The organism is Paenarthrobacter sp. DKR-5, assembly GCF_018531425.1.
Taxonomy (GTDB): domain Bacteria; phylum Actinomycetota; class Actinomycetes; order Actinomycetales; family Micrococcaceae; genus DKR-5.
This window is the reverse complement of the sequence record NZ_JAHBOI010000002.1, coordinates 440471-457647: the sequence shown is the minus strand read 5'-3', so window position 1 is coordinate 457647 and position 17177 is coordinate 440471. Positions and strand designations below refer to the sequence as shown.

At 69.4% G+C, this 17177-nt stretch carries 19 protein-coding genes, 4 tRNA genes and 1 riboswitch; of the genes, 16 read left to right on the top strand and 7 right to left on the bottom strand.

The genetic code is table 11. The features are described 5' to 3' along the window. Nucleotides 1-33: 33 nt before the first annotated feature. The 5 genes from KIH31_RS05560 to KIH31_RS05540 form a co-directional block, all read right to left on the bottom strand. Nucleotides 34-333, bottom strand: coding sequence for a hypothetical protein (locus KIH31_RS05560; RefSeq protein ID WP_214426076.1), 300 nt, complete (start codon nucleotides 331-333; stop codon nucleotides 34-36). Between the two features lie 210 nt (nucleotides 334-543). Beyond that, nucleotides 544-807 (bottom strand): antitoxin, encoded by a 264-nt coding sequence (locus KIH31_RS05555; protein WP_374224849.1) that lies wholly within the window; start codon nucleotides 805-807, stop codon nucleotides 544-546. Between the two features lie 143 nt (nucleotides 808-950). Further along, nucleotides 951-1025: transfer RNA gene (locus KIH31_RS05550), tRNA-Val, on the bottom strand. A gap of 32 nt (nucleotides 1026-1057) precedes the next feature. Beyond that, nucleotides 1058-1128 (bottom strand) — tRNA-Cys (locus KIH31_RS05545). 44 nt (nucleotides 1129-1172) lie between these two features. After that, nucleotides 1173-1244 (bottom strand) — tRNA-Gly (locus KIH31_RS05540). 275 nt (nucleotides 1245-1519) lie between these two features. On the opposite strand from KIH31_RS05540, the gene KIH31_RS05535 reads away from it, so the two are divergent. The 16 genes from KIH31_RS05535 (at nucleotide 1520) to KIH31_RS05460 (ending at nucleotide 14816) form a co-directional block, all read left to right on the top strand. Next, nucleotides 1520-1591: transfer RNA gene (locus KIH31_RS05535), tRNA-Val, on the top strand. An 84-nt stretch (nucleotides 1592-1675) separates the two neighbouring features. Further along, on the top strand, nucleotides 1676-2581 hold the full coding sequence (locus KIH31_RS05530; RefSeq protein ID WP_214426074.1) for a cytochrome: 906 nt from the start codon (nucleotides 1676-1678) through the stop codon (nucleotides 2579-2581). A gap of 63 nt (nucleotides 2582-2644) precedes the next feature. Continuing rightward, entirely contained in the window at nucleotides 2645-3217 is a 573-nt protein-coding gene (gene def, locus KIH31_RS05525) for a peptide deformylase (protein WP_214426073.1), read from the top strand. Further along, the gene (gene fmt, locus KIH31_RS05520) at nucleotides 3214-4143 is read left to right on the top strand and encodes a methionyl-tRNA formyltransferase (RefSeq protein ID WP_214426072.1); all 930 of its coding nucleotides are present in this window, start codon (nucleotides 3214-3216) and stop codon (nucleotides 4141-4143) included. The genes def and fmt overlap by 4 nt, the downstream gene beginning before the upstream one ends. Continuing rightward, nucleotides 4140-5660 (top strand): RsmB/NOP family class I SAM-dependent RNA methyltransferase, encoded by a 1521-nt coding sequence (locus tag KIH31_RS05515; RefSeq protein ID WP_250545493.1) that lies wholly within the window; start codon nucleotides 4140-4142, stop codon nucleotides 5658-5660. Before fmt ends, KIH31_RS05515 begins: the two co-directional genes overlap by 4 nt. Nucleotides 5661-5667: 7 nt before the next feature. Further along, nucleotides 5668-6333, top strand: a complete 666-nt coding sequence (gene rpe, locus KIH31_RS05510) for a ribulose-phosphate 3-epimerase (protein WP_214426070.1) — start codon at nucleotides 5668-5670, stop codon at nucleotides 6331-6333. A gap of 34 nt (nucleotides 6334-6367) precedes the next feature. Next, nucleotides 6368-6514, top strand: a riboswitch (FMN riboswitch). A gap of 129 nt (nucleotides 6515-6643) precedes the next feature. Then, on the top strand, nucleotides 6644-7696 hold the full coding sequence (gene ribD / locus KIH31_RS05505; protein ID WP_214426251.1) for a bifunctional diaminohydroxyphosphoribosylaminopyrimidine deaminase/5-amino-6-(5-phosphoribosylamino)uracil reductase RibD: 1053 nt from the start codon (nucleotides 6644-6646) through the stop codon (nucleotides 7694-7696). Continuing rightward, the gene (locus KIH31_RS05500; RefSeq protein WP_214426069.1) at nucleotides 7697-8320 is read left to right on the top strand and encodes a riboflavin synthase; all 624 of its coding nucleotides are present in this window, start codon (nucleotides 7697-7699) and stop codon (nucleotides 8318-8320) included. Then, nucleotides 8317-8961 (top strand): 3,4-dihydroxy-2-butanone-4-phosphate synthase, encoded by a 645-nt coding sequence (gene ribB, locus KIH31_RS05495; RefSeq protein ID WP_214426068.1) that lies wholly within the window; start codon nucleotides 8317-8319, stop codon nucleotides 8959-8961. Before KIH31_RS05500 ends, ribB begins: the two co-directional genes overlap by 4 nt. Before the next feature lie 7 nt (nucleotides 8962-8968). After that, entirely contained in the window at nucleotides 8969-9643 is a 675-nt protein-coding gene (locus tag KIH31_RS05490) for a GTP cyclohydrolase II (RefSeq protein ID WP_214426067.1), read from the top strand. Nucleotides 9644-9679: 36 nt separating this feature from the next. Further along, the gene (gene ribH, locus KIH31_RS05485) at nucleotides 9680-10165 is read left to right on the top strand and encodes a 6,7-dimethyl-8-ribityllumazine synthase (RefSeq protein WP_214426066.1); all 486 of its coding nucleotides are present in this window, start codon (nucleotides 9680-9682) and stop codon (nucleotides 10163-10165) included. A gap of 85 nt (nucleotides 10166-10250) precedes the next feature. Continuing rightward, on the top strand, nucleotides 10251-10514 hold the full coding sequence (locus KIH31_RS05480; RefSeq protein WP_214426065.1) for a phosphoribosyl-ATP diphosphatase: 264 nt from the start codon (nucleotides 10251-10253) through the stop codon (nucleotides 10512-10514). A gap of 91 nt (nucleotides 10515-10605) precedes the next feature. After that, nucleotides 10606-11451, top strand: coding sequence for an ATP phosphoribosyltransferase (gene hisG, locus KIH31_RS05475; protein ID WP_214426064.1), 846 nt, complete (start codon nucleotides 10606-10608; stop codon nucleotides 11449-11451). 31 nt (nucleotides 11452-11482) lie between these two features. After that, entirely contained in the window at nucleotides 11483-12253 is a 771-nt protein-coding gene (gene hisF, locus KIH31_RS05470; protein WP_214426063.1) for an imidazole glycerol phosphate synthase subunit HisF, read from the top strand. A gap of 66 nt (nucleotides 12254-12319) precedes the next feature. Further along, nucleotides 12320-13231, top strand: coding sequence for an ABC transporter ATP-binding protein (locus tag KIH31_RS05465; protein ID WP_214426062.1), 912 nt, complete (start codon nucleotides 12320-12322; stop codon nucleotides 13229-13231). Further along, entirely contained in the window at nucleotides 13224-14816 is a 1593-nt protein-coding gene (locus KIH31_RS05460) for an ABC transporter permease (protein ID WP_214426061.1), read from the top strand. Before KIH31_RS05465 ends, KIH31_RS05460 begins: the two co-directional genes overlap by 8 nt. Before the next feature lie 24 nt (nucleotides 14817-14840). On the opposite strand, the gene KIH31_RS05455 is transcribed toward KIH31_RS05460, so the two are convergent. After that, complete coding sequence (locus tag KIH31_RS05455; protein WP_214426060.1) at nucleotides 14841-15482, bottom strand: NADPH-dependent F420 reductase; 642 nt, start codon at nucleotides 15480-15482, stop codon at nucleotides 14841-14843. 161 nt (nucleotides 15483-15643) lie between these two features. Next, entirely contained in the window at nucleotides 15644-17077 is a 1434-nt protein-coding gene (locus KIH31_RS05450; protein WP_214426059.1) for an HNH endonuclease signature motif containing protein, read from the bottom strand. Nucleotides 17078-17177 lie beyond the last annotated feature (100 nt).

The window sequence follows — 17177 nt, the reverse complement described above, 5'->3', positions numbered from 1 at the left end:
CCGCCGGTTCGGCGCGGTGTCCTGGTCCGCCGCTCAGGCCAGCAGCAGCAGTGTGGCGAGCGCGGGCAGGATCCAGATCAATGCCCGGCTGGCGGTGCCGTACCGGTTGTCGTACCGGCCGTGCCTGAACACCAGCGCCACCAGATAGGTCACGTTGAGCGCCACCGTGACGGCGCCCAACAGCAGAAGCCCGTAGGCCAGCAGCAGGCCGAGCCAGAATCTGCCCTCACCGTCCTGCGGAGGCGGCGACAGCCAGCCCCCCACGCGCAGCAGCAGCAGGCACAGCAACGCGACGGAATCCACCGTCAGCACAGCCGACCGCAGCGCCCTCATGACCACGCGTCCGTCTGCGCCCCCGGCTGTCGCTTTCCCGGCCGTCTTCGGCCCCAGGGGAAGAATACTGCCCGGACGTGGAAACGCGACGGGGAAGCTGTCAGGCGCGGCGCGGGCGGCGTCGGACGTACCTGCCCTTAAACGTCAAAGCGCTGGCACTGCCTCTCGGCAGGGCCAGCGCTCCTTTGACTGAATCCTGGGGACCGGACCTTATGGCCGGGGATCCTCCGGCGATGCGGGGGATGCCGGCCCCGGGGCCGGTTGAGCATCGGGAGCTGCGTCGTCGCGGCCGAGACCGCCTACGAGGTTCCCGGCACCGTTCTGGACGGCGTCGATTTGGTCGGCGTACTTGCCGCCGGTCTTCTCATCGACGAAATTTCCGGCCTTCTGGATGCCGTTCCTGATGGCGTCCTCGTTTCCGCTGATCAGATCCTGAGCTTTGCCCTTCAGATCGTCAAATACAGACACGGCCACCTCCCTTCTCTCCGCGGAGCCAGATCGCTCCGGCTGTTTCGATCGTAACGAGCGGCGCTGGGCGGTTCAAGGATTCCGCTGAGAGCGCACGCGGATTCGGGGACACGAAAAAGGCAGCCTCCGCAGAGACTGCCTTTTTGATGTGGTGGGCGATACTGGGATCGAACCAGTGACCTCTTCCGTGTCAGGGAAGCGCGCTACCGCTGCGCCAATCGCCCGGAGCAAATCCGGATTGAATCCAATGGATTCGAGGTGGGGACGGGATTCGAACCCGCGTATACGGCTTTGCAGGCCGCTGCCTCGCCTCTCGGCCACCCCACCGTGACCTAGCCTCAGGCTCCAGGCCTGCTAGTCATCGACTTGCGAGCGGACGACGGGATTCGAACCCGCGACCCTCACCTTGGCAAGGTGATGCTCTACCACTGAGCCACGTCCGCATTGCAGTTCACTCGGATTTTCTCTGGAAACGTGTGTTTCCTTCGAACTTTTCTTTCGTGTTCCTGCGAGTAAAAACTCTACAGAAGGTTTCCGTAAACACCAAATCGGGCCTTCCGAGCCCCCAAAATCCGCGGAATCTAGCGGTTTTTGGGAATCACACACTTGTCATTCAACCACGCGGGCAAGCCCCCGCCATGCGCAAAAGTGCGACGACGGCGCCGTCCGCCGCCCGATTCGCGAACCGGGTGATCGTCGGTTACGATTCATATGCAGCGGGCGATTGGCGCAGTGGTAGCGCGCTTCGTTCACACCGAAGAGGTCACTGGTTCGAACCCAGTATCGCCCACGAGCATGAAGGGTCCTTCTCCATCACGGAGAGGGGCCCTTTTCTTGTTCCGGGATCGTCGGTGGCAACTGGCAGACTTAAGACATGACTTCCCCCGCCCTCGCGCACGACACGGACCGCGGACGCATGTACTCGCGTTCCCTGAGCGAACAGCCGACAGTGCCCTCCATTACGACGGTGATTTCACAGGCGCCGTCCTCGCTCGACTGGTGGTTCAGCCAGATGGCTGCGAAAAGCATGGCGCGGGATCCCCGCCTCGCGGACGCCGTAAGCGATCCTTCCCGCATGGGGATCATCGTCAAGGAGGCTGCTCTCGCCGCTGAACGGCACCGCGACACCGCGGCGCAGCGCGGGGACCGGGTACACACCTACTGCGAGCAGGTCGCGCTGCGGGCGCTCGACCGGCCGAACACCCTCGGCCTGGCTAGGGAGGCACTCGCCGCGCACGGCGAGGAGGCTTTCGCCGCCCGGTTCGACGAGTGGTGGACCGCCTACGGCGTCCAGCCGATCGAGCCGGAGATCACCGTCTGGAACGCCGAAGTGGGCTACGCCGGCACGCTGGACCTTGTCGCGCGCATCGGCGGCAGGACCTGCCTGATCGACTACAAGACCAAGGGGACGGACCGCTACGGCGCCGTCAAGCCGCTGGACGCGAAGGTCGTCATGCAGCTGGTAGCCGGCATGAAGGCCCAGGAGAGCCTGGTCGACGCCGCGTCCGGCACCTGGGAGCCGTGGAAGCACGGGGAGGACCCGATCCTGCTCGGCGTGGCCGTCGGAGAGACGGAGGTGCGCCCGATGCGCGCCAACCCCGAGGTCCTCAAGCACCACTGGCACAAGTTCTACGCACTTCGCCGCGTCTGGGAGACCTCCGGAGTCTCCGCCGTAGCGGGTGCGGCTCTGCTGCCCATCGCACCGCCGCGGCCGGCAGCCGCTCCCGTCGCCCCGGCCCCCGAGCCCGTCGCGGTGTCCTCCGCCGGCCCGGACAAGTAGCCCGCGCGGACAACTAGACTGTTCGGAGTCCTTTGCACCGCCGACAGATAGGAAATCCCGTCCATGGCCATCCTGGGCATCAGGATCATCGGTGATCCCGTGCTGCGCACACGGTCCGAACCCGTCACGGAATTCGGGCCCGAGCTGGCCAAGCTGGTCGCCGACATGGAAGAGACGATGCTCGACGTCGACGGCGCCGGACTGGCGGCCCCGCAGGTCGGGGTGAACCTGCGCGTCTTCACCTTCTACGTCGACGGGAAGGTGGGCCACGTGGTCAACCCGGTGCTGGAAACCGGCGACGAGCCGCAGGAAGGCTCGGAAGGCTGCCTCTCCGTGCCCGGACTGGGGTTCCCGACGCCGCGAAGCAAATGGGCGAGAGTCAGCGGCCAGGACAAGGACGGCAACCCCGTCGTGATCGAAGGAGAAGGCCTGCTGGCCCGGGCGCTCCAGCACGAGACCGACCACCTCGACGGCACCCTCTACATCAACCGCCTCGTCGGCGACGAGCGCGCCGCCGCCATGAAGGCCATCCGCAACGCCAAATACGGCCAGGTGGCCGAGCGCACCACCAGCGAACGGGCCCGGACCGTCGGCTCGAGCTTCGGCACCGGTTCCAGCTTCGGCGGAACGGCATGAGGGTCCTCTTCGCGGGCACGCCGGCCGTGGCAGTGCCCTCACTGGACGCGCTCGTGGACGCCGGGTTCGACGTCGTCGGCGTACTCACCCGCCCGGACGCGCCCCTCGGACGGAAGAGAGTCCTCACGCCTTCCCCGGTCGCGGTGCGCGCGGGGGAGCTGGGGCTGCCCGTCATCCGGGCCGCGCGGATTGATGAGGACGCCGTCGCCGCCATCGCGGACCTGCGGCCGGACGTCGCGGCGATCGTAGCCTACGGCGGCCTCGTGCCGCCGCGCGCACTGACGATTCCCGCCGCGGGCTGGGTCAACCTGCACTTCTCGCTGCTGCCGGCCTGGCGCGGCGCGGCTCCGGTGCAGCACGCCGTCATCGCCGGTGACGACGTTACGGGCGCCTCCACCTTCCAGCTTGAGGCAGGCCTGGACACCGGCCCGGTCTTCGGCCGCATGACGGAAACCGTACGGCCGGAGGACACCAGCGGGGACCTGCTGGAACGGCTCTCCCGCTCCGGGGCGGTGCTGCTGGTCCAGACGCTGCGATCGATCGGGAGCGCAACCGCTGCCGCGGAGCCGCAGCGCGGTGACGTGACACTCGCCCCCAAGCTCAGCCTCGAGGACGGCCGGCTGGACTGGAAACAACCGGCCATCGCCATCAACCGGCGGGCCAGGGGCGTCACTCCGGAGCCGGGCGCATGGACCACACTGGACGGCCAGCGCGTGAAGCTGTCGCCGCCCGCGCTGCGTCCCGACCGGCGGGACCTGGCGGCCGGCCGTGTGGAAGTGTCCGGCAAAACTGTGCTGGTAGGCACCGGCTCCTACGCACTCGAGCTGCGGACGGTCCAGCCGGCCGGCAGGAAACCAATGCCGGCAGCGGACTGGGCGCGCGGACTCGCGCCAGCTGAATGGACGAAGGGCGTGGTGTTCGAATGAGTGAGCAGAACCAAGGCGGCAGCCGGCACCAGGGCCGCCCCGGTGCGCGGCGGAACGCCCAGGGCCGGGAACGCAACCGCGGCGGCGGCGACCGCCAGTTCAGCCGGCAGGCACCGGCGCAACGGACCCGCAGGGCGGATCCTGCCCGTCTCGTCGCCTTCGAAGTGCTGCGCGCGGTGTCCGCCGAGGACGCCTACGCGAACTTGGTCCTGCCCGCGCGCATCCGCCACCACCGTCTGGACAAGCGCGACGCCGGGTTCGCCACTGAGCTGGCCTACGGAGCGCTGCGCGGCCAAGGCACCTACGATGCCATCCTGGCCCGCTGCGTGGACCGGCCGCTGGAGAAGCTGGACCCTGCCGTGCTGGACGCCCTCCGCATCGGCGCGCATCAGCTGCTGGCCATGCGCGTGCCCGCGCACGCCGCCCTGGATGAGACCGTGGGCCTGGCGCGCGCGGTGATCGGGGCCGGGCCGGGGTCGCTCATCAACGCTGTCCTGCGCAAGGTCTCGTCGAAGGACCTGGACACCTGGCTCGCCGAGCTGACAGAAGGGGAGACTGACGCGACGCGCAAGGACGCGCTGCGCTACTCCCACCCCGAATGGATCGTCCGGGCGCTGCGCCAGTCGCTGGTCGGCCACGGGCGCTCCGCCGGCGAGATCGAGGACCTGCTGGAGGCGGACAACGCCGCACCGGTCGTCAACCTCGTCGCGCTGCCCGGCCTCGGCAGCCTCAATGAGGCACTGCAGGCGGGCGCGCGGCCCGGCCCGCTGGCCGAAGACTCTGCCCTGTTCAGCGGCGGCGACGTCGGCCGCCTCGAATCCGTGCGCAAGGGCACCACGCGGGTCCAGGATGTCGGGTCCCAGCTGGTTGCCCGCGCCGTCGCCGCTGCGCCCGTGGCCTCCGACCACCCGGCCGGGGAGCGGTGGCTTGATCTCTGCGCCGGCCCCGGCGGCAAGGCAGCGTTGCTCGGTGCCCTCGCCGCCGGCAGCGGCGCCACCCTGCTGGCCAACGAGCCGGCAGAGCACCGGGCCAAGCTGGTCCGCTCCGCGCTGGCCGCCGTGCCCGAGCAAACATGGCAGGTGCGCGTCGGCGACGGTCGCGACGTCGGCAAGGAGCAGCCGGAAAGCTTCGACCGGGTCCTCGTGGACGTGCCCTGCACCGGCCTCGGAGCCCTGCGCCGCCGGCCGGAGTCCCGCTGGCGCCGGCAGCCGGCAGACCTCGCGGCCCTCGGCCCGCTGCAGCGGGAGCTGCTCGCCTCGGCGCTTGACGCGGTCAAGCCCGGCGGCGTCGTCGGGTATGTGACGTGTTCCCCGCACCCGGCCGAAACCGACGCCGTCGTGCAGGACATCCTGCGCAAGCGGCCCGACGTCGAACTGCTGGACGCCGGCGCCGCGCTCGACGAGGTCAGCCTCTCCGGCGGACTCAATGCCGGCCACGAGCGAACCGCCCAGCTGTGGCCGCACGTGCACCAGACCGACGCCATGTTCCTTGCCCTGCTCCGCAAGAAAGAAAAGTGACGCCCCCGTGACACAGTGCTGCATCAACCCGAGCATCCTCTCCGCGGATTTCGTGAACCTTGAAGCCGAACTTGGCCGGATCGCCAACGCCGACGCCGTGCATGTGGACGTCATGGACAACCACTTTGTGCCGAACCTGACGATCGGCCTGCCCGTGGTGCAGCGGCTCCAGCAGGTCAGCCCGGTGCCGCTGGACGCGCATCTGATGATCGCGGAGCCGGACCGCTGGGCGCCCTCGTTTGCGGACGCCGGCCTGGCTTCCGTCACCTTCCACGTCGAGGCAGCGGCCGCGCCGATCAAGCTCGCCCGCGAGCTGAGGGCCCGCGGCTCCAAGGCCGGCATGGCCCTGCGTCCGGCCACGCCGGTCGAGCCGTACCTGGACATGCTCACGGAACTGGACATGCTCCTGATCATGACGGTGGAGCCGGGGTTCGGCGGCCAGTCCTTCCTGGACGTGACCCTGCCAAAGATCCGCCGCGCCCGCCGCGCCGTCGAGGACGCCGGGGTCAAGGTGGCAATCCAGGTGGACGGTGGCATCAGCGAGGACACGATTGCCCGCGCTGCCGAAGCCGGCGCAAATGTCTTCGTGGCGGGGTCAGCGGTCTACGGCGCTGAGGACCCGCAGGCGGCGATTGAGTCGCTGCGGGCCGCGGCGACGGCCGCCTTCGCCTGACGTGGCGTGCCGCCGTGGCATAATCGAAGTTGTACAACGTGCTCCGGGGTCGGTGTAAGTCCGAACCGGCGGTGACAGTCCGCGACCCGTCCGCAGGTACTCCGCAAGGGGTGGCTTCGGACGGTTGAGCCGGTGAAATTCCGGCACCGACAGTTAAAGTCTGGATGGGAGAAGCACGTACGGTCCGGCCCTGCGCCGCGCACCGCCTAAGGCGGCCGCGCGCAACGGACGGCCGTTGACGACCCCCGGAGCCGACAGGGCTCGAGGAGGGGTAGCAACAGTGGAATTCAGCGTCGCCGAGCAGGACGCGATGGCCGCCGCCCTGACGGCCGCCTACACCGGTGTCCGCGGGGCCAACCCGCTGGTCGGATCGGTCATCCTTGACGCCGCGGGATCTGTCCTGGCATCCGGCCACCACCGGGGAGCCGGCACCCCGCATGCCGAGGTCGACGCCATTGCGCGGGCCCTCGCCGCCGGAGCCGAGCTGGCCGGCACCACGATCATCGTCACCCTTGAGCCGTGCAACCACGTCGGACGGACAGGACCCTGCACGCAGGCCATCATTGACGCCGGCATTTCGCGGGTGGTGTACGCGGTGGACGACCCGCACGACCGCGCCTCCGGCGGCGCCGCCACGCTGCGCGCCGCGGGCATCGAGGTGCGTTCGGGCCTGATGGCGGAGGAAGCGCGGAAGCTGAACAACCGCTGGTTCGATGCCGTCAGCCGGCGCCGTCCCTTCGTTACCCTGCACCTGGCGCAGACCTTGGACAGCAGGATCGCGGCCGAGGATGGAACCAGTCAGTGGATTTCCTGCCCGGAGTCCCTCGCTGACAACCACGCGCTGCGCGGCCGCATCGACGCCATCCTGGTCGGCAGCCGCACGGTGGAGATCGACAACCCCCGGCTGACCGCGCGCAACCTGGACGGCACCGACGCCGCGCACCAGCCCCTGCGCGCGGTCATGGGCCTGAGTGATGTCCCGGCCGGAGCCGCCGTGCGCGGGGACGGGAACTTCATGCATCTGCGCACCCGCGAGCCGGGGGAAGCCCTCGCAACGCTTTTCGACGCCGGCGTGCGCCACCTCATGGTCGAGGGCGGTTCCAAGGTCGCCGGTGCTTTCCTGCAGCAGGGCCTCGTGGATGAACTGATCGTCTACCTTGCTCCCACCCTGCTCGGCTCGGGAACGCCGGCGCTGAGCGAACTGGGCGTCGGGACGCTCTCGGACGCGCAGCGCTGGGAGTGGGACGACGCCGGCGGCGGCGCCGCCATCCGCCTCGGCCGGGACCTCCGGCTCCATCTTGAACCCGCGGCCCTTGAACCCGCGACACTGCCCGCATCCGACTCGGCCACAGGAGGCCACTGAATGTTCACCGGAATCATTGCCGAACAAGGCGAAGTCGTCTCGATTGAGCGCGACGGCGCCGGCAGCGCCACGCTGGTCCTGACTGCCCCGGAGAGCAGCCGGGACCTCGGCCTGGGCGGTTCGCTTGCCGTCAACGGTGTCTGCCTGACCGCCACCAGCATCGAGGACGGCCGCGTCACGGTGGACGTGATGGGCGAGACCCTCGAGCGCACGACCATCGGCGAGCTGGGCCCGGGCGCGTCAGTGAACCTTGAACGCTGTGTGCCCGCCGGCGGCCGGCTGGACGGACACGTCGTCCAGGGCCATGTCGACGGCGTCGGCGCGCTGGCCGAGCGCGAGGACCAGGGAGCCTGGCACCGGCTTCGGTTCTCGGTGCCCCCGCGGCTGGCCCGCTACATTGCCGAGAAGGGATCGATCGCCGTTGACGGCGTCTCCCTGACCGTCACGGCGGTCAGCCCCGCGGCGGAAGCCGAGCCGTGGTTCGAGGTCGGGCTGATCCCCACTACGCTGGCCGACACCGGGCTCGGCACCAAGAACACGGGGGACCGGGTGAACCTCGAGGTGGATGTGCTCGCCAAATACACCGAGCGCCTGCTCGCCTTCGCACCGGAGGCCCGGGCATGAGCGACCTGGACCCGGTGGAGGACGCCGTTGCCGCGATCGCCCAGGGGCGGCCGGTCCTGGTGGTCGACAACGAGAACCGCGAAAACGAAGGCGACATCATCTTTGCCGCGGAGCATGCCACGGCGGCACTGATGGGCTGGACCATCCGGTACAGCTCAGGGGTGATCTGCGTGCCGCTGACCGGGGACCGGGCCGACCGTCTCGGCCTGCCGCCCATGGTCCTGGTGAACGAAGATGCCAAGGGCACCGCCTACACCGTTTCCTGCGACGCGGCGGCCGGCATCAGCACCGGCATCAGCGCGAGCGACCGGGCGCTGACCGCCCGGGTGCTGGCCGGTGCCGGCACCGCGCCGTCGGATCTGACCCGTCCGGGGCATATTTTCCCGCTGCGCGCGGTTGAAGGCGGTGTGCGGACCCGTCCTGGCCATACCGAAGCAGCAGTGGAGCTGTGCCGGCTGGCGGATTGCGCGCCGGTGGGTGTCATTGCCGAGGTCGTTCACGACGACGGTGAGATGATGCGACTGCCCGCGCTTCGCGCCTTCGCGGCCGAACACGGATGCCCCCTGATTTCCATCGAGGACCTGGCGGCCTATGTCGCCGCTGCCGACGCTGCCGCGGCTGCCTCTACACGTCTGGCTTAGGAGAAGAATGACTACGCACCAGAGACACTCCCTCGACGAGGTGCAGCCGCACCCGGTCAGCGCGGGACCCGTCGTGCAACTGCCGACCGCTTTCGGCGATTTCATCGGCCAGGCCTGGGTCGACGAGGAGACCGGCGTCGAGCACATGAGCGTCAGCTCGCCTGCCCCGCCGGCGCCCGGCGTCGCGCCGCTTGTCCGGCTGCACTCCGAATGCCTCACCGGGGATGTTTTCGGCTCCTACCGGTGCGACTGCGGCGAGCAACTGGCCTATGCCCTGAACTTGATCAAGCTGCACGGCGGCACGCTGCTGTACCTGCGCGGGCACGAGGGCCGTGGCATCGGCCTGGCCAACAAGCTTCGCGCCTATGCCTTGCAGGAAGCCGGCGCGGACACTGTCGAGGCGAACGAGCAGCTGGGCCTGCCCGTGGACAGCCGCTCCTACGACGCGGCGGCACAGATCCTGGTCGAAATGGGCCTGACCGAGATCCGCCTGCTGAGCAACAACCCCGACAAGCGGGACCGCCTGGGCCAGGGCGGTGTCCGGGTCGTGGAGATGGTTCCCACCGAGGTTCCCTCCCGCGAGCAGAACGTCCGCTACCTGCTGACCAAGCGGGACCGGATGAACCATCTGCTCACCCTCGACGGCATTGTCCCGCTCGACCCGGCCCCCACCCTTGACTGAGTCCACCCCCGCTTTTACAACCCGAAGGAGTACCAGATGAGTGGCCACGGCGCACCCGTCATTGACCTGAGCACCGACCAGGCGCAGGCCGGAAAGCTCAAGCTGGCGATCATTGCCGCCAGCTGGCACACCGAGATCATGGACGGTCTGCTCGGGGGCGCGCTGCGGGCGGCCGCCGAGGCTGGCATCGAAGACCCGACAGTGGTCCGCGTTCCCGGCAGCTTCGAACTGCCCGTCGCCGCCGCCCGCCTGGCGCCCGGCTTCGACGCCGTCGTCGCCCTCGGCGTCGTCATCCGCGGCGGAACCCCGCACTTCGACTACGTGTGCGAAGCCGCGACGATGGGCTTGACCGAGGTCAGCGTCCGTACCGGGGTCCCGGTGGGCTTCGGCGTGCTCACCTGCGACAACGAGCAACAGGGCCTCGACCGTGCGGGCCTCGAGGGATCGAAGGAAGACAAGGGCCACGAGGCCGTCACCGCGGCGCTGGCCACCGCCCTCGTGCTCAGCCGCTCTGCGGTCTGAACCGGCTGTGACTTTGCCCATGCCGCGTCCGGCTGCCGGAGGTCCAAATGAGGTCATCACCGTGAAACCCAGTACCCTTGAAGCTGTGAAGACCTTCGAGACCCTTTTCGACGAACTGAGCGAGAAAGCCGCCACCCGGCCGGCAGGCTCCCGCACCGTAGCCGAATTGGAGTCCGGGGTGCACGGCATCGGCAAGAAGGTTGTCGAAGAGGCCGCTGAGGTCTGGATGGCCGCGGAATATGAATCCGACGAAGCCGCCGCCGAAGAAATCTCCCAGCTTCTGTACCACCTGCAGGTGCTGATGCTCGCCAAAGGGCTGACGCTTCAGGACGTCTACAAGCATTTGTAGCCGCGCGCGCCGTCCCGCCACGGCAGGACGGGCGCCGCGTGGCGCGCAACCGGCTCCGAAGACCGACACACCCCAGAAGCGAAAGACCCTCATGCTGCGAGTAGCCGTCCCCAACAAGGGATCCCTGTCCGAAGCCGCCTCCTCCATGCTCTCGGAGGCCGGCTACCGCCAACGCCGCGACAGCCGCGAGCTGGTCATGGTGGACCCGGACAACGACATTGAATTCTTCTTCCTCCGCCCCCGCGACATCGCCGTGTACGTGGGCTCCGGCACGCTGGACGTGGGCATCACCGGCCGCGACCTGCTGCTCGACGCCGACGTGGACGCCGTCGAACTGCTGCCGCTGGGCTTTGCGGCCTCCACTTTCCGCTTCGCCGGACCGGTGGGAAACTTCGCCGACGAGCAGCAGCTCGAGGGCAAGCGGATCGCCACCAGCTATGACGGCCTGCTGCGCAACTACCTGGCCGGCCTGGGCATCAGCGCGAAGGTCGTCCGGCTCGACGGGGCCGTCGAGTCATCGGTCCGGCTCGGTGTCGCCGACGCGATTGCCGACGTCGTCGAGACCGGCAACACCCTCAAGGCCGCCGGCATGGAAATCTTCGGGCAGCCGATCCTGCGCTCGGAGGCTGTGCTGATCGGCCGCGCCAATGTCGAGGCGCCGGCAGGGCTTGAGGTGCTGATCCGGCGCCTGCAGGGCGTGCTGGTGGCGCGGCAGTACGTGATGATGGACTACGACGTGCGCAAGGACCTGGTCGAGCAGGCCAGCGCCCTGACGCCGGGGCTGGAATCTCCCACGATCTCCCCGCTGCGTGATTCCGGCTGGGTGGCTGTGCGCTCCATGGTGCCCAAGCGCGACACCAACCGGATCATGGACGAGCTCTACGACCTCGGGGCGCGCGCGATCCTGGTCAGCAGCATCCACGCCTGCCGGATCTGACCGGCGCCGGATTGTTGGGAGAGGACAAACCATGACAGTCGCGATCCGTGTCATTCCCTGCCTCGATGTCGACGCCGGCCGCGTCGTCAAGGGCGTCAACTTCGCCGACCTGCGGGACGCGGGGGATCCGGTGGAACTGGCTCACCGTTACGACAACGCCGGTGCGGATGAACTGACGTTCCTGGATGTCACGGCGTCCTCCAGCGACCGGGACACGATGTTCGACGTCGTGGCCCGCACCGCGGAGGAAGTGTTCATCCCGCTCACCGTCGGCGGCGGTGTCCGCAGTGTCGCCGACGTCGACAAGCTGCTGCGCTACGGCGCGGACAAGGCGTCCATCAACACCGCGGCTGTCGTCCGGCCCGAGGTGATCGACGAAATCACCTCGCACTTCGGCTCGCAGGTGCTGGTGCTCTCGGTGGATGCCCGCCGGGTGCAGGGCGGTCGAACGCCCTCCGGCTTCGAAGTCACGACGCACGGCGGCCGCACCGGCACCGGGATCGACGCCGTCGCCTGGGCGCGTGAAGCCGCGGACCGCGGCGTGGGGGAGATCCTGCTGAACTCCATCGACGCCGACGGCACCCGGGAGGGCTTCGACCTGGAGCTGATCCGTGCAGTCCGCGCCGCGGTGAAGATCCCCATCATTGCCTCCGGCGGTGCCGGCGAGCCGGCGCACTTCCCGCCCGCGGTGGCCGCCGGCGCGGACGCCGTCCTCGCCGCGTCGGTCTTCCACTTCGGACCCGTGGACGCCATCGCGGACGTCAAGAAGGCCATCCGGGAGGCGGGCTACCCCGTCCGCTAACCGAAGCGGCAAATTCGGGTACTAGTACCGCGTCCCGCCGGGCACGCCGGGCGTATCTTGATGCTCATGGCGGGCGTTGTGGAGATGCGCGGGGTCAGCAAAAGATTCGGGACCGTGACCGCGCTGGACGGACTCGACCTGACGGTGGAGCAGGGCGAGGTGCACGGCTTCCTCGGTCCGAACGGGGCCGGCAAGTCCACCACCCTGCGGCTGCTGCTGGGGCTGCTGCGTGCCGACGGCGGCTCCGCCCGGCTGCTCGGCATGGATCCGTGGCGCGACGTCGCCGCGGTGCACCGCCGGCTGGCGTATGTCCCCGGCGACGTGGCGTTGTGGCCCAACCTGACCGGCGGAGAAGTGATCGACCTGCTGGGCCGGCTGCAGGGCGGCCAGGACCCGGCGCGCCGGGCGCGCTATCTGGCTTTGTTCGACCTGGATCCCACGAAGAAGGCGCGCACCTACTCCAAGGGCAACCGGCAGAAGGTGGCGCTGGTCGCCGCGCTGGCCACCGACGCGGAACTGTTCCTGCTCGACGAGCCGACCAGCGGGCTGGACCCGCTGATGGAGGATGCCTTCCGCGGCTGCGTCAGGGAACTGCGTGACCAGGGCCGGACGGTGCTGTTGAGCAGCCATATTCTCAGCGAGGCCGAGGCGCTCTCCGACCGGGTGAGCATCATCCGCGCCGGCCGCGTGGTGGAAACCGGGAGGCTCGAGGACCTGCGGCACCTGACGCGTACGTCCGTCACGGCCGACGTCGGAACTGTGCCGACAGGCCTTGACCTGTTGCCGGGCGTGCACGACGTCGTCGTGGTGAACCACCGCGTCAGCGCGCAGGTGGAGTCCTCCGGGCTGGCGCCGTTCATGAAGGCACTCACCGCTGCCGGCCTGAGCTCCCTGACCAGCCAGCCCCCGACTCTGGAGGATCTGTTCCTGCGGCACTACGGTGCCGGGCGTCCCGGGCAGGAGCGCGCCAATGCGTGAGACCTTCGCCGGCGCCGGAACCTTGGTCCGGCTTGGCCTGCGGCGCGAACGCTGGCTGCTGCCGCTGTGGATCCTCGGTTTCGCGCTCACCACCTACACCACGGCCTCCGCCGGTGCGGATCTCTACCCGGACACGGCCAGCCGCGTCGAGGCCGCCAATGCAGTCAACGCCACCGCTTCGCTGGTGGCTCTCTTCGGGCGCATCTATGACCCGACGTCGCTCGGTGCCTTGTCGCTGATCAAGTACACGGCCTTCATGGCCGCCGTGCTGGCGGTCCTGATGGTGTTCGTCACGGTGCGACTCACCCGCTCCGAGGAGGAGAGCGGCCGGCTTGAGCTGCTGGCCGGCGGCAGGTTGGGCCGGCAGGCGCCTCTCGCTGCCGCACTCGCCATTAGCTTCAGTGCCAGCGTCACACTGGGCCTGGTCACGGCTGCCACGTTGGCGGCCGGGGGACTGCCCGCCGAGGGGTCACTCGCATTCGGGCTTGGCTGGGCTGCCACCGGAATGGCCTTCAGTGCCGTCGCCGGCGTTGCCGCCCAGCTGACCACCAGCGCCCGTGCCGCCATCGGCATGGCGTCCGCCGTCGTGGCCGTCACCTATGCTCTGCGCGCGGTCGGGGACCTGGCCGAACCCGGGCCCTCCGCGTTGTCCTGGCTGTCGCCGATCGGCTGGAACCAGCAAATCAGGGCGTTCGAAGGCGACCGCTGGTGGGTGCTGCTGCTGCCGCTGGCACTGTGCGTGGTCCTGGTACCGGCCGCCTTCCTGCTCAGGGCGCACCGGGACCTGGGCGCCGGCCTGCGCGCCGAACGGCCCGGGCCGGCGGTGGGCGCCCTCTCCGGCGTCCGGGACCTCGCCGTCCGGCTGCAGGACCGGACACTCGCGGCCTGGGCGGTGGCTTTCGTCATCTTCGGGGTGGTCATCGGATCCCTCGCCAGCAACGCCGCCGGGCTGCTCTCGTCCGCCAACGCCCAGGATCTCCTGCGCAAACTCGGCGGCGCCCAGGCGCTGAACGATGCGTTCCTCGCCGCCGAGATCGGCATCATGGGCGTCCTCGCCGCTGCCTACGGACTCGCAGCGGCAGGGCATCTGCGCAGCGAGGAAGCCTCCGGCCACACCGAACTCCTGCTGAGCACCGCGACGACCCGGACCAGGTGGGGCGGCAGCCACTTTGCCGCCGCCCTCGCCGGGGTCACGGTGCTGTTACTGCTCGCCGGGCTTTCCATCGGCATCGGCGCCGCCGCGACCCTGCACGATGCGGGCCAGATCTGGAGGGTGACGCTCGCCGCCGTGGCGCAGGCGCCGGCCGCATGGGTGGTCACCAGCCTCGTGCTCGCGGTGTTCGGCTGGGCGCCGCGCCTCGCGTCGTCGGTGTGGGGCTTGCTCGCGGTGTTCATTGCGCTCGGGGAATTCGGCGTGCTGTGGAACGCTCCGCAGTGGCTCATGGACCTCTCGCCGTTCCAGCATTCGCCCGCCCTCCCGGTGGACGCCGGCGGCGTCGGTCCGTTGCTCGGGCTCACCTTCGTCGCCGCTGTGCTCGCGGCTGTCGGCTTTGCGGGCTGGCGACGGCGGGACCTCGCGGCGTAGGTCGGGGGACTTACCTCACGGGACTTACTTTGTGACCAGGAGGCCTGTGTCCCAGTTGAAGTCGGAGAACTCCGGGTTGGCCTGCATCGTCATAAGCACGAACTGGAAGCCCTCCAGTTCGCGGGAACGCTTGAGCGGTCCGACGACCAGGGGCCGCATGCCGCCTGCGGCGACGAAGCTGGCAACCTCCGCCGCGGCGTCGGAGTCGTCACCCGCGATGAAGACATCCAGCGGCTGACCCGCGGACTGGCCGGCCACCAAGGTTCCGGCGAAGGTGGTGTTGAAGGCCTTGACGACGTTTGCGCCCTCGGGGGCAAGCTTGGCGAGTTCTTCGGCCGCCGAGTTGCCGGGCTCGACCACCAGCGAATCGAAGGTCTCGAAGTTCACCGGGTTGGTGATATCCACGAGGATCTTCCCGGCGAGGGCGTCACCGTAGGCGGTGATGACGGACTTCGCGGCATCGAAGGGCACCGCCAGGACAACAATCTTGCCCTTGGGCGCTTGGGCAGTGGTACCGGATGTGACACCTGCGCCCAGTTCGGCGGCGAGGGCCTGTGCCTTTGCGGCGTCCTGTCCCAGGATTTCGACGCCCAAGTTGCCGTCCAAGGCGCGGGTGGCGATGCCACGGGCCATGTTGCCGTTGCCAATGATGGTGATGTCAGTCATGCGGTTCTTCCTTCGGAAAATGCGGCTAAAGAAATTGTTCATTGGAGATCTGTTCTGCTGGAGTATCAATACTTGAAGCTACAACTGAAGTTAGACCCATTTAGTTGAAGCGTCAAGTTTTTGTCATGTCGCGTTCGATGCCCCGGTTTCAGATCCGGAAGTCAGATCCGGAAGTAGGTGTTGCGTCTGGGGGTTTGGGCGGGGTCGAGTTCCGGTGGTGGTGTCCACCAGGGGATGCCGTCGCGGAGGCTGATGTGCCAGCGTTCCTTGTGGAGCAGGTGGTGGTGGTAGGCGCAGGCCAGGGCCGCGTTGTGGATTCCGGTGGGGCCGCCGCGGGACCACCACTGGACGTGGTGGGCTTCGCACCAGGGGGCGGGGACGGTGCAGCCGGGGGCGGTGCACCCGCCGTCCCGGGCAACCAGGGCTTTGCGCTGGTGCGGCGGGAACGCCCTCGCGGAGCGTCCGACGTCCAGGACCTGGCCCTGGCCGCCGAGCACGATGGGCAGCACCTCGGCGTCGCACGCGAGCCGGCGGATGCTGCGGGCGGTGACGGGCCCGGTGAACACGAACCTCCCCGCACCCCCGCCGCCTGTCCCGCCCCCTTTTCCGCCGTCTGTTGTGTTGGTGGTGAGGTCGTGGAGCAGGTCCTGGTAGCCGATGGTGACCATCACCTGCGGGCGCAGGCCCCCGGTGGCGGGCAGACCCCCGGCGGCCAGCGCCGCCTGGCAGCCGGCGATGAGCCCGTCGAGGAGCTGCTGGGCCCGGGACCGGCGGTCAAACACCCCCGGCACACCCGCACCCGCAGGGTCGTCGTTTCCGCCGCTGCCGCCGTCGTTGCTTTCGCTGGTGGTGGTTCTGGGGTTGGTGGCGGTGTGGATGACGGTGGTGATCTGTTCGTACTGCTCGTCGGTGGCGAAGATCTCCAGGTGGTGCAGGCCGCGGTGCCGGCGGCGCAGGAACAACCCCTGCCGGTGCCGCAGCTCCTCCTCCGAGGGCTCCGGCCCGTCCTGGTCAATCGCCGCCACCCACCGCTGCGCCATGCGGACCAGGAAATCCTGGTCGTTGAGGGCGGCGGTGGCGGTCAGGTCCTGTTCCATCCGTGCGGCGGTCTCGGGCGGGCAGAGCCCGCGGATGTGGTCCAGGGCGTGGGCGATGGTTCCGGCGGCCTTGCCGGAGACGGTGCCGGCGGCCACTTCCGCACCGAGGTGTTCGTGCACGGGCGGGACCGGTGCCCCGGTCAGGCCCGCGCGGGGCAGCAGGACCGCGGCCTGGGCCAGCCGGCGGCGGGCTTCCGCCGCGGAGATCCGCAGCCGGGCGCGCAGGAACTCCGCGGCTGAACGGTACTCCTCGAACACGGTCGCCTCCGGGGCCGTCTCTGGAGTAGCTTCCGCGGGCTGTACCAGCGCTCCTGCGGCGCGGGACTGGCGGTGGGCCCGTTCCACGGCCCGGGCGGCGGCCAACTGGAGGTACTCGACCGTGCGGGAGAGTTCCTCGACCGCCGCAGCGAAATCCACCGCGTCGCCGGCGCCCAGCAGTTCCGCGGACGCGGACGCGTCCCCTGCAGCGGCCCGCAGCCAGCCCGCGGCCGCAGCCACCTCCGCGCAAACACCTGCCCCCGGACCGCCAGCCACGCCTACGCCCTGACGCGGACCGGCGTCACCGGCCGGCCCCGGAACGGAACCGGGAACCGGGGTG

Bases quoted from the DNA above. Each gene is read 5' to 3' on its own strand.
- KIH31_RS05465 (WP_214426062.1), top strand. From the start codon at position 12,320: ATGGCGGGCGTTGTGGAGATGCGCGGGGTCAGCAAAAGATTCGGGACC.
- hisF (WP_214426063.1), top strand. From the start codon at position 11,483: ATGACAGTCGCGATCCGTGTCATTCCCTGCCTCGATGTCGACGCCGGC.
- KIH31_RS05560 (WP_214426076.1), bottom strand. From the start codon at position 333: ATGAGGGCGCTGCGGTCGGCTGTGCTGACGGTGGATTCCGTCGCGTTG.
- KIH31_RS05530 (WP_214426074.1), top strand. From the start codon at position 1,676: ATGACTTCCCCCGCCCTCGCGCACGACACGGACCGCGGACGCATGTAC.
- ribD (WP_214426251.1), top strand. From the start codon at position 6,644: ATGGCCGCCGCCCTGACGGCCGCCTACACCGGTGTCCGCGGGGCCAAC.
- ribH (WP_214426066.1), top strand. From the start codon at position 9,680: ATGAGTGGCCACGGCGCACCCGTCATTGACCTGAGCACCGACCAGGCG.
- KIH31_RS05460 (WP_214426061.1), top strand. From the start codon at position 13,224: ATGCGTGAGACCTTCGCCGGCGCCGGAACCTTGGTCCGGCTTGGCCTG.
- def (WP_214426073.1), top strand. From the start codon at position 2,645: ATGGCCATCCTGGGCATCAGGATCATCGGTGATCCCGTGCTGCGCACA.
- KIH31_RS05500 (WP_214426069.1), top strand. From the start codon at position 7,697: ATGTTCACCGGAATCATTGCCGAACAAGGCGAAGTCGTCTCGATTGAG.
- KIH31_RS05490 (WP_214426067.1), top strand. From the start codon at position 8,969: ATGACTACGCACCAGAGACACTCCCTCGACGAGGTGCAGCCGCACCCG.
- ribB (WP_214426068.1), top strand. From the start codon at position 8,317: ATGAGCGACCTGGACCCGGTGGAGGACGCCGTTGCCGCGATCGCCCAG.
- KIH31_RS05515 (WP_250545493.1), top strand. From the start codon at position 4,140: ATGAGTGAGCAGAACCAAGGCGGCAGCCGGCACCAGGGCCGCCCCGGT.
- hisG (WP_214426064.1), top strand. From the start codon at position 10,606: ATGCTGCGAGTAGCCGTCCCCAACAAGGGATCCCTGTCCGAAGCCGCC.
- fmt (WP_214426072.1), top strand. From the start codon at position 3,214: ATGAGGGTCCTCTTCGCGGGCACGCCGGCCGTGGCAGTGCCCTCACTG.
- KIH31_RS05455 (WP_214426060.1), bottom strand. From the start codon at position 15,482: ATGACTGACATCACCATCATTGGCAACGGCAACATGGCCCGTGGCATC.